This window comes from Veillonella sp. T14073-2 (assembly GCF_002959875.1).
In the GTDB taxonomy this organism is placed as follows: Bacteria; Bacillota; Negativicutes; order Veillonellales; family Veillonellaceae; genus Veillonella; species Veillonella infantium.
Window position 1 is genome coordinate 25,698 of record NZ_PPDC01000008.1, and the last position, 15,932, is coordinate 41,629.

The 15,932-nt window shown below is 38.9% G+C and carries 15 protein-coding genes; 14 read left to right on the top strand and 1 reads right to left on the bottom strand.

Annotated features, from left to right (window positions below):
* Positions 1-8 precede the first annotated feature (8 nt).
* The 8 genes from VCHSUH04_RS08230 (at position 9) to ftsH (ending at position 6,937) form a co-directional block, all read left to right on the top strand.
* Positions 9-245, top strand: coding sequence for a GlsB/YeaQ/YmgE family stress response membrane protein (locus VCHSUH04_RS08230; protein WP_005387228.1), 237 nt, complete (start codon positions 9-11; stop codon positions 243-245).
* A 232-nt stretch (positions 246-477) separates the two neighbouring features.
* Positions 478-1,425 carry an L-lactate dehydrogenase gene (locus VCHSUH04_RS08235; RefSeq protein WP_105086151.1) on the top strand — a complete coding sequence of 316 codons (948 nt, stop codon included), beginning with the start codon at positions 478-480 and terminating at the stop codon, positions 1,423-1,425.
* Between the two features lie 164 nt (positions 1,426-1,589).
* Positions 1,590-1,922 (top strand): septum formation initiator family protein, encoded by a 333-nt coding sequence (locus VCHSUH04_RS08240; RefSeq protein WP_105086152.1) that lies wholly within the window; start codon positions 1,590-1,592, stop codon positions 1,920-1,922.
* Positions 1,923-1,991: 69 nt separating this feature from the next.
* Entirely contained in the window at positions 1,992-2,393 is a 402-nt protein-coding gene (locus tag VCHSUH04_RS08245; RefSeq protein ID WP_105086153.1) for a S1 RNA-binding domain-containing protein, read from the top strand.
* Between the two features lie 94 nt (positions 2,394-2,487).
* Positions 2,488-3,384 (top strand): phosphatase, encoded by an 897-nt coding sequence (locus VCHSUH04_RS08250; protein ID WP_105086154.1) that lies wholly within the window; start codon positions 2,488-2,490, stop codon positions 3,382-3,384.
* Complete coding sequence (gene tilS, locus VCHSUH04_RS08255; protein WP_105086155.1) at positions 3,353-4,351, top strand: tRNA lysidine(34) synthetase TilS; 999 nt, start codon at positions 3,353-3,355, stop codon at positions 4,349-4,351. The genes VCHSUH04_RS08250 and tilS overlap by 32 nt, the downstream gene beginning before the upstream one ends.
* A 23-nt stretch (positions 4,352-4,374) precedes the next feature.
* Positions 4,375-4,920, top strand: a complete 546-nt coding sequence (hpt, locus tag VCHSUH04_RS08260; protein ID WP_105086156.1) for a hypoxanthine phosphoribosyltransferase — start codon at positions 4,375-4,377, stop codon at positions 4,918-4,920.
* A gap of 88 nt (positions 4,921-5,008) precedes the next feature.
* On the top strand, positions 5,009-6,937 hold the full coding sequence (ftsH, locus tag VCHSUH04_RS08265) for an ATP-dependent zinc metalloprotease FtsH (RefSeq protein WP_105086157.1): 1,929 nt from the start codon (positions 5,009-5,011) through the stop codon (positions 6,935-6,937).
* 146 nt (positions 6,938-7,083) lie between these two features.
* On the opposite strand, the gene VCHSUH04_RS08270 is transcribed toward ftsH, so the two are convergent.
* Entirely contained in the window at positions 7,084-8,427 is a 1,344-nt protein-coding gene (locus tag VCHSUH04_RS08270) for a threonine/serine exporter ThrE family protein (protein ID WP_105086158.1), read from the bottom strand.
* Between the two features lie 171 nt (positions 8,428-8,598).
* Here VCHSUH04_RS08270 and VCHSUH04_RS08275 point away from each other — a divergent pair, with 171 nt between their 5' ends.
* The 6 genes from VCHSUH04_RS08275 to speC all read left to right on the top strand — a co-directional run bounded on the left by VCHSUH04_RS08275 (position 8,599) and on the right by speC (position 15,915).
* Positions 8,599-9,573: a biotin--[acetyl-CoA-carboxylase] ligase gene (locus tag VCHSUH04_RS08275; protein ID WP_105086159.1), complete on the top strand. Its 975-nt coding sequence runs from the start codon at positions 8,599-8,601 to the stop codon at positions 9,571-9,573.
* A gap of 9 nt (positions 9,574-9,582) precedes the next feature.
* On the top strand, positions 9,583-10,350 hold the full coding sequence (locus VCHSUH04_RS08280) for a type III pantothenate kinase (protein WP_105086160.1): 768 nt from the start codon (positions 9,583-9,585) through the stop codon (positions 10,348-10,350).
* A gap of 88 nt (positions 10,351-10,438) precedes the next feature.
* A complete protein-coding gene (gene dusB, locus VCHSUH04_RS08285; protein ID WP_105086161.1) occupies positions 10,439-11,425 on the top strand; it encodes a tRNA dihydrouridine synthase DusB in 987 nt (328 codons plus the stop codon).
* Between the two features lie 126 nt (positions 11,426-11,551).
* Positions 11,552-12,025: a transcription elongation factor GreA gene (gene greA / locus VCHSUH04_RS08290; protein ID WP_105086162.1), complete on the top strand. Its 474-nt coding sequence runs from the start codon at positions 11,552-11,554 to the stop codon at positions 12,023-12,025.
* A gap of 29 nt (positions 12,026-12,054) precedes the next feature.
* Positions 12,055-13,578, top strand: a complete 1,524-nt coding sequence (lysS, locus tag VCHSUH04_RS08295) for a lysine--tRNA ligase (RefSeq protein WP_105086163.1) — start codon at positions 12,055-12,057, stop codon at positions 13,576-13,578.
* A gap of 168 nt (positions 13,579-13,746) precedes the next feature.
* Positions 13,747-15,915, top strand: a complete 2,169-nt coding sequence (gene speC / locus VCHSUH04_RS08300; RefSeq protein WP_105086164.1) for an ornithine decarboxylase — start codon at positions 13,747-13,749, stop codon at positions 15,913-15,915.
* Positions 15,916-15,932 lie beyond the last annotated feature (17 nt).

Below are 15,932 nucleotides of genomic sequence, written 5' to 3' on the forward strand. Positions count from 1 at the left end.
GGTATATTATGCTTTGGTCAATTATTGTAGGCGGATTCATTGGTTTTGTAGCTGGTCGTATTACTAAAAAGGCGCAAAGCATGGGGATTATTCTTCGTGTTATTGCTGGTTTGGTAGGGGCTTCTGTAGGTCAAGCTTTGCTTGGTACTTGGGGCCCAAGTCTTGCAGGCATGGCATTAATTCCGTCCATCGTTGGTGCAGTTATAGTGATTGCTGTAGTAAGCTTCTTTACTGGACGAGACTAACTATATAATAGAAGGACTATTATAGGATTTCCTATAATAGTCTTTTTTTATCACTATAAATCTATTTTCTTATATACCTATGAGAAAATAGGTATATAATAGTTTATGTATTTTACAAGCAATATGCTTTAATATAACTTAAAATTGTCGATTCATATACTGGTAATCGCTGGTTTAAGTGGAATTGAATTAGAAGATGTATATCTTTTAGTACGAATCGTAGGAGGCCCTTATGAAGTTACGTAAAGTAGGTATTATTGGCACTGGACATGTAGGTTCTCATGTAGCATTTTCTCTTGCTCTACAAGGTGAAGTAGATGAACTATATATGATGGATATTGACGAGAAAAAAGCTAAAGCACAGGCAATGGATATAAATGATGCTGTTAGCTATATTCCTCATAAAGTAACAGCTACTGCAGGTCCTATTGAAGATTGTGGGGATTGTGATATTCTCGTATTTAGCGCTGGTCCTTTACCAAATTTATATCAAGATCGTTTAGAAAGTCTTGGTGATACAGTAGAGGTTTTAAAGGATGTTATTCCGCGAATTAAAAAGTCCGGCTTTGATGGTTTTATTATCTCTATTTCTAATCCTGCTGATGTTGTTGCTACTTATTTATGTAAACATTTAAATTGGAACCCAAAACGTATTATTTCCAGTGGGACAGCTTTAGATTCAGCGCGATTACAAAAAGAATTGGCGCGCATTTTTAATATTAGTAACCGTACAATTACAGCGTATTGTTTAGGTGAACATGGCGGTAGTGCTATGGTGCCATGGTCTCATGTTTATGTACAAGGAAAACCGTTAGTACAATTACAACAAGAATTGCCTCATAGATTCCCTACACTTGATCATACTCAAGTGCTAGATGATGTAAAAATTGGTGGTTACCATGTATTGGCTGGTAAAGGCTCCACAGAGTTTGGCATTGCTAGTGCAACAACAGAATTAATTCGTGCTGTATTTCATGACGAAAAGAAAGTGTTGCCATGTTCTTGTTATCTAGATGGCCAATATGGTGAAGAAGGAATCTTTGCATCGACTCCAGCAGTTATTGGCAAAGATGGTATCGAAGATGTATTTGAATTGAAGCTTGCTGAAGATGAATTAGCTTTATTTAAAAAGTCTTGTGCAGTAATTCGTGAATATGCTCATAAAGCAGAGTCTTTATAAGGCCATAGTGGCTGTTACTAATAAATCTATCTCTGATAAGACCTTTTTAACTATATGATAGATATAAGATAAACTATAGATAAATTTATTTAGTCCCTAACGAGGTTCTGTGATATAATTAAAAAATGACAGTATACAGATGATGAATATTTTTGGGGGATATTATGACTCAAGACACTATGGAAGTACAACGTCCAAAAAAGCCTCGCAGACGGGTTAGACCTAATCGCAAAGCGCAGGATCAACGTATTATCCTCATGTGGATCAAGCGAATTGGTATAGGGATTATGGTGCTGCTATTATTAGGGCAAGCCTATCGCTTGGTGGCTGTATATCAAGAAAAACAACATATTGAGCAACAATTGCAAGAATTAAAACAGCGAAATGAAGAATTAGAACAGGAAAAGGCTAAGTTGCAAGATCCAAAGACCATTGAGGGGGTGGCTCGTGAGGAGCTCGGCCTTGTAAAACCTGGTGAAGTGCCTTATGTAAAATAGGTTTGACTGTAGTAATTTAGATTCGCATTAGTTTGTAGTTTGAGGTTTCCGCATTAATTAGGAGGTTGCATGGCAATCGAAGTTGGTAACATTATTGATGGTACCGTATCTGGTATTACAAAATTCGGCGTTTTTGTTGATTTAGGAGAGAAGAAAACAGGTCTAGTTCATATTTCTGAAGTAGCTCATGGGTATGTCGAAGATATTAATACCGTATTAAAGGTTGAAGATCCAGTAAAGGTTAAGGTTTTATCTATTGAAGGTAATAAAATCGGCCTTTCTATTCGTCAAACACAACCTAAAGAGACAGCAAGTGAAGAGCGACGTCCTCGTCGTGTTCAATCTAAACAAAGCACAGAGGCTTTCGAAGCAAAGATGAAATCATTCTTGCGCGATAGCAATGAACGCTTACACGATTTAAAACGCAATACAGAAGGTAAACGCGGAGGCCGAGGCGGTCGTCGAGATTAATAGTGAGAGATGGCATTGAGCCATCTCTTTACTTATGTATAGGTCTTAACAGTATAATAGTGTTAGAGGCATACTAATTATGTAAGGAGCAATTATGAAGTTAGCTATTATTGATATTGGATCAAATTCAGTACGCTTATTATTGGCTACTTATGAAAATAATATATGGCACTATGAGCCGAAACAGTTGTGGACTACTCGTTTAGGCCAACGTAATTCAGATGGTACATTGCGCACTGAATCGATGGAAGCGTCCTATCAAGCTTTTACAGAAATAAAAAAACTAGCAGACCAATATGGGGTGGAATGCTGCTTTGGTTTTGCAACGAGCGCTGTTCGTGAAGCATCTAATGGCCTTGAATTTATGGACCGCATTAGCGAACATTGTCCGATGGAATGGCGTATTCTCACGGGCGATGAAGAGGCTATTTATGGCTTTAATGGTGCCTTAGGAGATCAGTTGAATGATGGTCGTCACTATACAACTATCGATATCGGTGGCGGTAGTACAGAGCTAGCATTAGGCAATAAGGACGGCGTTTACTGGAGCCGATCTTATCCTGTAGGGGCTGTACGCCTTCAATCTATGTCTGATGAAGGTCCTCAACGAGTATGGGAAGAAACTCGATTCCTTTGGGATCCGATGATGATTCAAGGTGAATTTGGTGAATTCATTGGTATCGGTGGTACGCTAACGACGCTAGCGGCCATTGATTTAGGCCTTGAAAACTATGATGGTACGAAGGTACAAGGTCATAAATTAAGTCGTGAAACAGTAGAGGGCATCATTCTAAACTTACGTTACATGAGTCGCGATGAGCGATTACAAGTAAAAGGTTTACCTGCAGGACGTGCCGATATCATCGTAGCTGGTGCAGAAATTTTAACGTCCTTTATGGATGCTTATGAGGTTCCTCATGTATTTGTGAGCGACCAAGATGGTATGGAGGCGATGGCTCGTGAATGTGAAAGCGCTCATTCGAAGAGTTAATCACACTTTAAAACTACATAAGCTATTTCCTGAAAATAGTCGAATTCTGGTAGCTTGCTCTGGTGGCCCCGATTCAATGGCTCTATTGTATTTGTTACAAGATATTGCTACGCATCGTCATACAACGTACAAAATAGGTGTAGCCATTGTAGATCACTGTATTCGCCCTGAAAGTAAGGATGAGGTCTTGTGGCTCCAACATCAAGTGGAAGAGTTAGGTCTACCATTTTATTCCGCTACCTTTGATGTACCGCGCCTAAGCAAGGAACATAAAAAGTCTGAAGAAACTATAGGCCGCCAAGTTCGTTATCAATGGCTAAATGAAATAGCTCAGTCTGAGGGCTATGATTATATTGCAGTAGCTCATCACAAAGACGATCAAGCAGAATCGATTTTGGCGCATATCATTAGGGGTTCTGGTCTAAATGGTTTAACTGGCATGTCTGTAGTACACTATGAATATTCTATTCCTGTAGTTAGACCGCTGTTAGACGTAACAAAAGAAAACTTATTAACCTATATAGGGACAAAACAGATTTCGTATTGTGTAGACTCTACAAATGATGATGTACGATACCAACGAAATAGGATTCGTCATCGCATTATACCTGAATTGGAAGCTGTTAACCCTGCTGTGGTAGATGCCATAGTTAGACTCGGAAGTTCTGTAAATGAAGATGTAATGGTTATCTCTGATTTAACGGCCAGAACCTTTGATAAATTAGTGTCGATTGGTGATGATGAGGTGAGAATCTCTCGCCGTGCCTTGAGACAGGAACCATTGGCAATACAGCGGAGGTTATGGCAGCGTTTAGTAAGTACCATTGACCCTGAACTAATGCTTACATCAGCTCATCAAGAGCAATTACTGGATATTGTAAACACAGGAGAAAAGAAAACTTTCACTATAAAAAGTATAAAAGTAATTGCTCAATGTGATACAATAAAGGTATATTGCAAACATTAATATGAATCGTGGAGGTCATATAGATGCATCAAGACGCAAAAGAGATTTTATATACAGCGGAACAATTACAGGCTCGTGTAGCCGAGTTAGGTAAAGCAATTAGCGAAGACTATAAAAATGAATCTGTAGTGCTCGTAGGGGTATTAAAGGGAGCCATCGTTTTCTTTACAGACTTAGCTCGCGCTATTGATGATAGCGTAGATGTAAGTTTTGACTTTATTTCTTGCTCTAGCTATGGTAGTGGCACAACCAGTACAGGGGTAGTACGAATTCTAAAAGATTTGGATCGCTCTGTAGAGGGTAAGCATGTGCTTGTTGTGGAAGATATCGTAGATACAGGCACAACATTGCATTACTTATTAGAAAATTTACATGCTCGTGGTGCTAAAAGCGTACGCCTCGCTGCATTATTGAATAAACCAGATCGCCGTAAGATGGATGTAGACGTTGACTATGTGGGCTTTATTATTCCTGATTATTTTGTTATCGGTTATGGTTTAGACTACGCAGAAAAATATCGTCACTTACCTTATATCGGTATTTTAAAGGAAGAAATGTATCAAAATTAAAAATATGATATAATATATGAGTGCATCTCTCAATGAGATGTACTCAATTCGTTTATACAACTAAATTACTATTGAAAGGGGTAATATTTTGGGTCGATTTACAAAAAATATCGTCCTTTATTTACTTATCATTGCCGCTTTCGTTATCGCCATTGACGCTTTCTCTGGTCAAAGTGCGAATAAATCTGAACTAAGTTATACAGGATTTATTCAACAAGTACAACAGAAAAAGGTTGAGTCCGTAACGATTACCAATGATCATGGTATTAAAGGTAAACTAAAAAATGGAACAGAATTTAATTCTTATGCGCCAAGTGATGATACATTAATTAAAACATTACAAGATAATGGCGTAGAAATTACAGCCGCTCCGCCTGAGCAACCAGCTTGGTGGATGAGCCTATTAGGTTCTGCTATTCCTATTATCATCTTGGTTGTGTTGTTCTTCTTTATTATGCAACAAACACAAGGTGGCGGTGGCCGAGTGATGAACTTTGGTAAAAGCCGTGCCAAATTGATGGGTGAAGGTAATGTAAAGGTTAGCTTCAAAGATGTAGCAGGTGCTGAAGAAGCCAAACAAGAATTAGAAGAAGTAGTAGAATTCTTGAAGGATCCAGGTAAATTTACAACAATCGGTGCTAAAATTCCGAAAGGTGTATTGCTTGCTGGACCTCCAGGTACAGGTAAAACATTGCTCGCTAAAGCCGTAGCTGGTGAAGCAGGGGTACCGTTCTTTACGATTTCTGGTTCTGATTTCGTAGAAATGTTCGTAGGTGTTGGTGCATCTCGTGTGCGTGATCTTTTCACACAAGCGAAAAAGAATGCGCCATGTATTATCTTTATCGACGAAATTGATGCGGTAGGTCGCCAACGTGGTGCTGGTCTTGGTGGTGGGCACGATGAACGTGAACAAACATTGAACCAATTGCTCGTTGAAATGGATGGCTTCGGTGCCAATGAAGGGATTATTACTATCGCTGCTACAAACCGTCCAGATATTCTTGACCCAGCGCTGTTGCGTCCAGGTCGTTTTGACCGTCAAGTTATCGTAGGACGTCCAGACTTACGCGGTCGTGAAGCCATCTTGAAAGTACATGCTCGTAACAAGCCATTAGCTGACGATGTAGACTTGAAAACAATTGCTAAGAAAACTCCAGGCTTTACTGGTGCTGACTTGAATAACTTGTTAAATGAAGCAGCTTTATTGGCAGCTCGCCTTAACAAAAAAGTTATCACTATGGCTGAAGTGGAAGAAGCTAGTGAAAAGGTTAGCATGGGTCCTGAACGTCGTAGTCATATTGTGAGCGAGAAAGACCGCAAGTTAACAGCGTACCATGAATCTGGTCATGCCATCGTGGCACATTTGTTGCCTCACGCTGATCCTGTTCATAAGGTAACTATTATTCCTCGTGGTGCAGCAGGTGGTTACACTATGATGCTTCCTACAGAGGAACAAAACTACAAAACAAAATCTCAATTATTGGCAGATATTCGCGTAGCCCTTGGTGGTCGAATTGCAGAGGCTTTGATTTTAGATGAAATCAGTACAGGTGCTTCTGGGGACCTTCAAAGTGTAACGAATACAGCACGCGCTATGGTAACGCGTTGGGGCATGAGCGATGAGCTTGGTCCTATCGTATTTGGTGAACAACAAGAACAAGTATTCTTGGGTAAAAACCTTGGCCATGAACGCAACTATAGTGAAGAAATTGCTGCAAAAATCGATGCTGAAATTCATCGCATTGTTGAAGAAGCTTATAAAGATGTAACAAAACTTCTTAGCGATAACGAGAAATTCTTACATGATATGGCAAATGCTTTATTAGAGGAAGAAACAATCGATGCGAAAGCAGTAGATAATCTTTACAAATATGGTACAACAAAAGCACCAGAAACTGAGGAGCCTAAAGAAGCTCTAGAAGCGGCAGGTATTGTAGTACCAGAGGTGGTTGAAACTAAAGAGAACACTGCAACAGTAGATGCTCCTAGTGAAACACCTTCTAATGAAATCAAATAATGAGATATGTAAATAAAAGAGCTGGCCTCGTTGAGGGCCAGCTCTTTTTATATATGCTCTTTTGATTATAATTACCCATTACTAGCTATAGGTAATTAGTATGCTGTCTATATTGCGAAGCTAGTAATGTAGTTGGTGAGGCATATCTATTGGCCATCGTTAATATGACGTGTTGCCAAGTGCTGTTGAATTCTACGTTCTTTTAATGCTTTCAAATATTTTTGCGCCAGTACATTTGGAATTGCTACACCAACCGCAATACCTACAATAGTGAGGATACCTGTTACACCGTTTTGGACCATATGAAGTAAACCAGATTCTGTTAGTGCATTGATATGAAGTATATCAAAGAGGAATCTGTAATATAAAATACCAGGCATTAATGCGATAGCAGACGGTACAATAATGATCGTACTAGAGGTTTTAAGCCAAGTTGAAACTTTTACAAAGATTATACTCATGATGGCAGCCCCTACAAAGGTAGCACCAGCAATAGAGAACCCTAATTCAACCGCTAATAAATTGCGAATGAATACACATAATACACCGCCAATACCGATTGATAATAAGAGCCGCACAGGAGCATTAAATAAAACTGCAAATGAGGCAGCGGCCAAAAAAGAACCTATAATCTGTTCAATGGATAGTACATGAGGCTTAATATCTACAAAACTAAATGCAGGCATCGGACTAAAGTACAAGGCCATTGCCATGCCTAAGGTCATGCTACCAACGATAAGGATCGTTCTAATAGCTCTTGTAATTCCCGATAAAATATGGTTGTTGATGGTATCGATAACGGCATTAATAAGCGGTACACCAGGTATCATAAATAAGGTACAGCATACAAGAACATAAACTAACGAATCTTGTTCAATATGTGAATAGAAACCATAGGCAGAAACCATAGCAGCAAATCCACCTAATGCAATACCTACATATTCATTACAGCCTAAACGCACAGATAGAGTACGGGTGAAATAACCGATTAGAGAACAAATAACAGTTACAATAAAAGCTATCATATCGCCACTATACAAAAAGGCAAGGCCTGCTGATCCGAGGGCACAAGCAATACCCTTTATCCAATCAGGATATACTGGAATAGTGGAATCTAATTTTGAAATTAACTGTTCATACGTTGTAAGTGAATAATGACGTTCAAAGGCTCGCCAAGTTAGTTTAGATACTGCATTAATCATGGCCATATTGGGAACATGGACCGGTGTTTTTCTAAATACGGTAATAGATCGTTCCTTATGTAGTAAATTGACCATAATCGTAGTATAGGAAATATGTATATTTAAATAATGATGAGGAATACCCATAAATGTGGCGGCTTTAAGCATTTCTTCAATGATTCGATTGGTATCGGCACCACATTCCATGAGTAATTTACCTATATTTAATAGGACATCGAGCTTTCTATGAATATGAATAAACGGGTTCTCAAGAACTTCATTTTTTTCTTCTAATGTAAATTGTTTCATATATCTCCCCAGATAATGATAGATTATATTATTGTTATCTTTTACATACGGTATAACTTAATACTATATGTATTATACCATTAATTATTTTAAATAATTCTTGCTTTTTATAGAGTACACTTGTACAATCGAATTGTAAACCTAGGTTGACAAAGAAAGGGGCTCTAAACTATGCGTGATGAAGTGCTAGAATTCTTGAGACAAAACCAAGGTAGTTTCGTATCGGGACAAGATATGTCCGAAGCATGCCATGTTTCGCGCACAGCAATTTGGAAACATATCAAGGCGTTACGTCAAAAAGGCTACAAAATAGAATCTTATACCAAGAGGGGGTATCGATTATTGGAGGAACCTGATTTGTTGAGTCCATTAGCAATGAAGCAAATCTTAAAAACAGATGTATTTGGAAAGCGGTATGTCTATATGGACACTACCGAATCTACTAACCTAGAAGCTCGTCGTTTAGCACAACAAGGTGCAGAAGAAGGTACTGTTGTTGTAACAGAGGAACAGGCTGCTGGCCGAGGTCGTTTATCGCGGGGCTGGTATTCTCCATTTGGGAAAGGTCTATGGTTTAGTCTTATCTTGCGCCCTGATTTTGCGCCTGTAGAAGCACCAAAGTGTACTTTAATGGCTGCCGTGGCATTAACCAAGGCATTCCATAAAATGGGGCTCACTGATGCGGGGATTAAGTGGCCTAATGATATTCTAGTGAATGGCCGCAAATTGGTAGGTATCTTAACAGAAATGTCCGGCTCTATGGAGGAAATTTCCTATATTGTTATGGGCATAGGTGTCAATGTAAAGACTAAACAAGAAGAACTTCCGGAAGAATTAAAATTAATTGCTACGTCCCTCGCAATGGAAGGAATCGATATTGAGCGGACAGAAGCCTTTAAAATTATATTGGAATCGTTAGAACATCAATATTATGAAGTTCTTGATAGTGGCTTTGAGGAAACCCTAAATGAATGGCGTCAATTATCGGTAACGCTTGGTGAGGAAATTGAAGTAAGAGCACCAGGAAATACTTATGAAGGCGTAGCAACCGATATTGATGAAGATGGTAATTTATTAGTAAGAATCCCGGATGGGACTGTTAAACGTGTTATGGCAGGGGACGTATCAATTCGTCCGCGTAAATAGGAGGCATTCATGTTATTAGTAATTGATGTGGGGAATACCAACATTGTTCTTGGTGTATACGACAAGACAGAGCTTGTAGGTCACTGGCGTATTTCCACGGATCGAGTTCGTACCACTGATGAATATGGCATGTTGATGATGAACTTATTCTTCCATGACCGCAAGGTTGATGTGAAGGATATTAAAGATATCATCATTTCCTCAGTTGTGCCACCATTGATGCCTACATTAGAGCGCGTTTGTTTAAGGTATTTCAATGTAAATCCTCTTATCGTAGGGCCTGGCACTAAGACCGGTATAGCCATTAAGTATGATAACCCTCGTGAAGTAGGTGCTGATCGTATCGTAAATGCTGTGGCAGCACATGAACAATATGAAGGGGATTTAATCATTATCGACTTTGGTACGGCTACTACCTATTGTGCTGTTAAAGGTAATGGCGATTATATGGGTGGTGTTATCTCTCCAGGTGTTACCATTTCTGCGGAGGCTCTGTTCCAACGGGCTGCTAAATTACCACGTATTGATGTAAGAGACCCAGGGCAAGTGATTTGTCGTAATACTGTATCTTCTATGCAGGCTGGTATGTTCTATGGTTATGTAGGCCAAGTGGAAGGCCTTGTATCTCGTATGAAAGCCGAAATGGGCAATCATGTAACTGTCGTAGCTACAGGTGGTTTGGCACAGCTTATTAGCAGTGCTACAGACTGCATCGATCATGTAGAACCTATGCTTACATTAGAAGGTTTACGCCTTATTTACGAAAGAAATAAATAATGCTACTATAATATAGTTACGAATATGTAACAAAGTAGTGTACATTCGGGTACAGCTTATGCTGTACCCTTTTTATTAGGGGATATATATGAATAATAAACAATGGCAAATTGGAGCTGTCAAAATTGACGGACAAGCCATATTAGCGCCAATGGCAGGAGTAAGCGATATTGCTTATCGCTTACTTGCTAAAGAGCATGGGGCCGCCTTGGTTTGCACCGAAATGGTTAGCGCCATGGGCATTAAATATAAAAATGAACGCACCCATGAATTGTTGCGTATTGAAGAGGAAGAACGTCCTGTATCTATGCAAATCTTTGGTTCCAATCCAGAAGCAATTGCATTAGGCGCAAAGGTAGTAGCTGATGCAGGTGCCGATATTGTAGATATTAATATGGGCTGTCCTGTGAAAAAGGTAGTAACCTCTGGTGATGGTTCTGCGCTTATGAAAAATCCAGATTTAGCAGCTCGTGTAGCAGAGGCTGCGGTTAAGGCCGTCGATGTGCCTGTAACCGTAAAAATGCGCATTGGTTGGGATAGTGATTCCATCAATGTTGTGGACTTTGCGAAGCGTATCGAATCCACAGGTGTGGCGGCTATTGCTGTACATGGCCGTACTAAGGAGCAAATGTACAGTGGGCATGCTGATTGGTCTTATATTAAGGCTGTAAAAGAGGCTGTGTCTGTACCAGTTATGGGCAATGGGGATATAGTGGAACCAGAGGATGCGAAGCGCATGCTCGATGAAACAGGATGTGATGCGGTGATGGTAGGCCGAGGTGCACAGGGGAATCCTTGGATCTTTGATCGTATTCACCATTATTTGGCGACTGGTGAAATATTACCGGCACCTACAGATATTGAGCGCCTCGATATGCTATTAAAACATTTTGATTTGTTATGCCAATATAAGGGTGAAAGTATGGCCGTTAAGGAAATACGAACTCATGCAGGGTGGTATATGAAGGGCCTTCCTGAATCTGCATATTGGCGCAATCGTGTGAATACAATTCATACTGTAACAAGCTTTCACAATGAGCTAGAATCATACCGTAAAATACTGTCTGAAATGTAGTTAGATTGACAAATGTACAGTATTTTTATATAATGGTTGAGATAATTTAGAAATAAAAGATAAGGTGTCATCTTACTATGGCACTTTTTTCTTATTTAATTTATATGTAGAAAGAGTGGGGTACCCATGGCAGACGTAAAAGAAACATTACTTACCGCCGAAGGTTTAAAGAAATTAGAAGAAGAATTAACGTATTATAAATCTGTACGTCGTATCGAAGTGTCTGAACGTATTAAGACTGCTATTGAATATGGCGATATCAGTGAAAACTCTGAATATGATGATGCAAAAAATGAACAAGCTTTCATTGAAGGTCATATTGTAGAGCTTGAAAATAAAATTAACACTGCGAAAATCATCGACGAATCCGTAAAAGGTGATGTTGTATCCGTAGGTAGCAAAGTAACGGTACTAGATACAATGTACAATGATGAATTAGAATATGTTATCGTTGGTTCCTCTGAAGCGGATCCATTTAACAATCGTATCTCTAACGAATCTCCTGTAGGTAAAGCTATTTTGGGCAAACGTAAAGGTGATGAAGTAGAAGTTTCCACACCAGATGGTCCTGTTACATTCAAAGTGTTAGCAATCCAATAATTTACATTTACTGACGAAGAGGCGATAACATGAGTGAAGAAATTAAAAATGTACAAGAAGAGCTGAATGAGCAAATGCAAATTCGCCGCGACAAATTGGCTGAATACGAAGCGGATGGCATCTATCCATTTGGTCAACGTTTTGTTGTAAAAGATAATGCAAAAGAAATTAAAGATGACTTCTTCTTGAAATATGATGGTCAACCTGTAGTTATTGCAGGGCGTTTGATGACAATCCGTTCCCATGGTAAAACAGCATTTGCCAATATTCGTGATAAATCTGGGGATATTCAAGTATATTTCCGTAAAGATGTATTGGGCGAAGATGCTTATAAATACGTAAAAATGCTTGATATCGGTGATATCATCGGTGTAGAAGGTCATGTATTTAAAACTCATACAGGTGAAGTTACAATTAAAGTTAACAAATTAACTTTGTTATCTAAATCTTTACGTCCATTGCCAGAAAAATGGCATGGTTTAAAGGATACAGAACTTCGTTACCGTCAACGTTATGTTGATTTGATTGTAAATCCTGAAGTGCGTGATACATTTGTAAAACGTTCCCAAATCGTTGCTAAAATTCGCGAATACATGATGCGTGATGGTTTCATGGAAGTAGAAACACCAATGATGCATGCTATTCCTGGTGGTGCTGCAGCTCGTCCATTCATCACTCACCACAATGCGCTTGATATCGATATTTACATGCGTATTGCACCAGAATTATACCTTAAACGCTTGATCGTTGGTGGTATGGACCGCGTATTCGAAATGAACCGTTGCTTCCGTAACGAAGGTATCGACAACCGTCATAATCCAGAATTCACTACTATCGAATCTTACCAAGCTTATGGCGATGTTGAGGATGCTATTCGCTTAACAGAAAATCTTGTGTCCTACTGTGCTCAAGAGGTTCTAGGTACACAAGAAATCACATACCAAGGTACAGAAATCAATTTGACTCCACCTTGGAATCGTATCACAATGGCTGAAGGTGTAAAAAAATACACTGGTGAAGACTTTGATGCAGTTACTACTGTAGAAGAAGCTCGTGCTATTGCAGATCGTTTAAATGTAGAATATACAGAAAATGATGGTATTGGTAAAATCTTAAATCTTTGCTTCGAAGATTATGTAGAAGAAAACTTGATTCAACCAACTATCGTATATGGTCATCCAAAAGAAATTTCTCCACTTGCGAAAGCAAGTCGTGAAAATCCATTGGCTACAGAACGTTTTGAAGCGTTCATTTATGGTCGTGAATTGGCAAATGGCTTCTCCGAGTTAAATGACCCAATCGACCAAAAACAACGTTTCTTGGATCAATTGAAAGAACGTGAAGCTGGCGACGATGAAGCTCACCGTATGGATGAAGACTTCGTTACAGCTCTTGAATACGGTTTACCTCCAACAGCTGGTTTAGGTGTTGGTATCGACCGCCTTGTTATGTTCTTAACAGACTCTGCATCCATCCGCGATGTATTGTTGTTCCCATTGATGAAACCAGAAGCTCCTAAGCATATTGAAGCTGAAGAAGAAGCGGCTGAATAATCTAAAAACAAAAGGCTCTCTATTCTTTGAGTAGAGAGCCTTTTTATTCGTTATATGATATGAATATTATGTTTTATGATTATTGCATTCTATGAATATTATATTTATTCTATATATGGTGTTGTAGTATATGTTGACTATGATATTTAGTTACGAAAGGAAAAGACTGTGAAACATTTAAAGGTTGCTTTATCTGATTCTGTGCAATCCAAAATTAAATCCATAGCAGGACGCACATGTGTTGGCGTTTTTGAAACAGATTTTACAGATGTAGGTGCCGTTGTTATCGACGATGGTGAGCTAGATTTTGTGAATAATAATCAAATTAGCTCCTTTGGTATACCTGTTATTGTCTTAAGACTTGATGCATCTAAAGATATATCTCTTTACGGAAATCGTATCACATCCATTATAGAGCTCTTATCTATGAGTATCGACGACTGTACATCAGAGATAGAGAACGTTGTAGCAAACTATGAAGCATCTATTTTACCACCATTTTTCAGGGCTTTGTCTGATTATGTAGGGGATGAAAATTCACAGTTTGACTGTCCAGGTCATCAAGGGGGCCAATTCTTCTATAAACATCCTACGGGTCGTGCCTTTTACAATTTCTTTGGAGAAAATATATTTAGAGCTGACCGTTGCAATGCAGATGTAAAATTAGGGGATCTCTTAATTCATGAAGGCTATGCATATGCTGCTCAAGCACATGCAGCTAAGGTCTACAATGCGGATAAAACCTATTTTGTATTGAATGGTACATCTTCTGCGAATAAGGTAGTGCTTAATGCTCTTTTAACACCAGGAGATATTATTTTATATGATCGTAATAATCATAAATCTATCTGCCTTGGTGGCCTCGTTATGTCTGGTGCTACGCCTATATATCTTGAAACAGCACGTAATCCCTTTGGCTCTATTGGTGGTATTTTAGATCATTGCTTTGATGAAAGTTATATACGTCAATTAGTGGCAGAAAAATCACCTGAAAAAGCAAATGCAAAACGTCCCATTCGATTAGCAGTTATTCAACTAGGAACCTATGATGGTACGATTTATAATGCGCGGCAAGTAGTAGATAAAATAGGACATCTTTGTGACTATATTTTCTTTGACTCTGCATGGGTGGGATATGAACAGTTTATTCCTATGATGAAAGATTGTAGTCCATTACTGTTAGAATTAGGCCCTGATGATCCGGGGATTTTGGTGACTCAATCTGTTCACAAACAACAAGCAGGTTTTTCTCAAACCTCTCAAATTCATAAGAAGGATAGTCATACAAAGGGGGAAGATCGTTATGTAGATCATAAACGTTTTAACAATTCCTTTATGATGCATGCATCTACCTCTCCATTTTATCCGTTATTTGCCTCTCTCGATGTCAATGCGAAAATCCATGAAGGTGAACTAGGTCAAAATTTATGGCGTGAATGTGTTGAAGTTGCTATTGATGCTCGTAAAGCTGTCTTGAAGCGCTGCAAATATCTCCGTCCGCTAGTACCACCGATAGTGCATGGCAAAAAGTGGGAAGACGGAAATACATATGAAATGGCAAAAGATGTAAATTATTTTGCTTTTGAACCAGGAGCAAAGTGGCATTCCTTTAAAGGCTATGGTAAGGGACAGTATTTTATCGATCCTTGTAAGTTTCAACTAATTACACCAGGAATTAATGTAGAAACTGGAGCATATGAAGAATTTGGCATTCCTGCTAATATTCTTGCTAATTATTTACGGGAAAATCGAATCATTCCTGAAAAATGTGATTTAAATACGATCTTATTCCTTATGACACCAGCAGAATCTCAAAGTAAGATGGATGCGCTCGTGGAGGAACTCATTCGTTTTGAAGACCTTATAGATCGCGATGCACCTATGGAGGAAGTATTACCATCTATTTACTATAGTCATATAGAGAAATATAAAGGTTATAGTATTCGTCAGCTATGTCAAGAAATGCATGATTTTTATAAGTCAAGAAATGTAAGCCTATTACAACAACGGCTATTTTCTCGTGAATATTTCCCTAACTATGTAATGAATCCACAAGAGGCAAATTTTGAGTTTCAACGTAACAAGGGAGAATTAGTGCCGCTACGCGAAGCAGAAGGGCGTATTGCTCTTGAAGGAGCTCTTCCGTATCCGCCAGGTGTAATATGTGTTCAGCCAGGGGAGCGTTGGTCCAAGACTGCGTGTGACTATTTCTTAGCCTTAGAAGAAGGCATTAATCAACTGCCTGGTTTTGCGCCGGAAATACAAGGTGTATACATTACTGAACAATCAAATGGATATAAACAAGCCTATGGCTATGTATTGAAAAAAGAATATTAAAGAAAATCTAGCGTGTT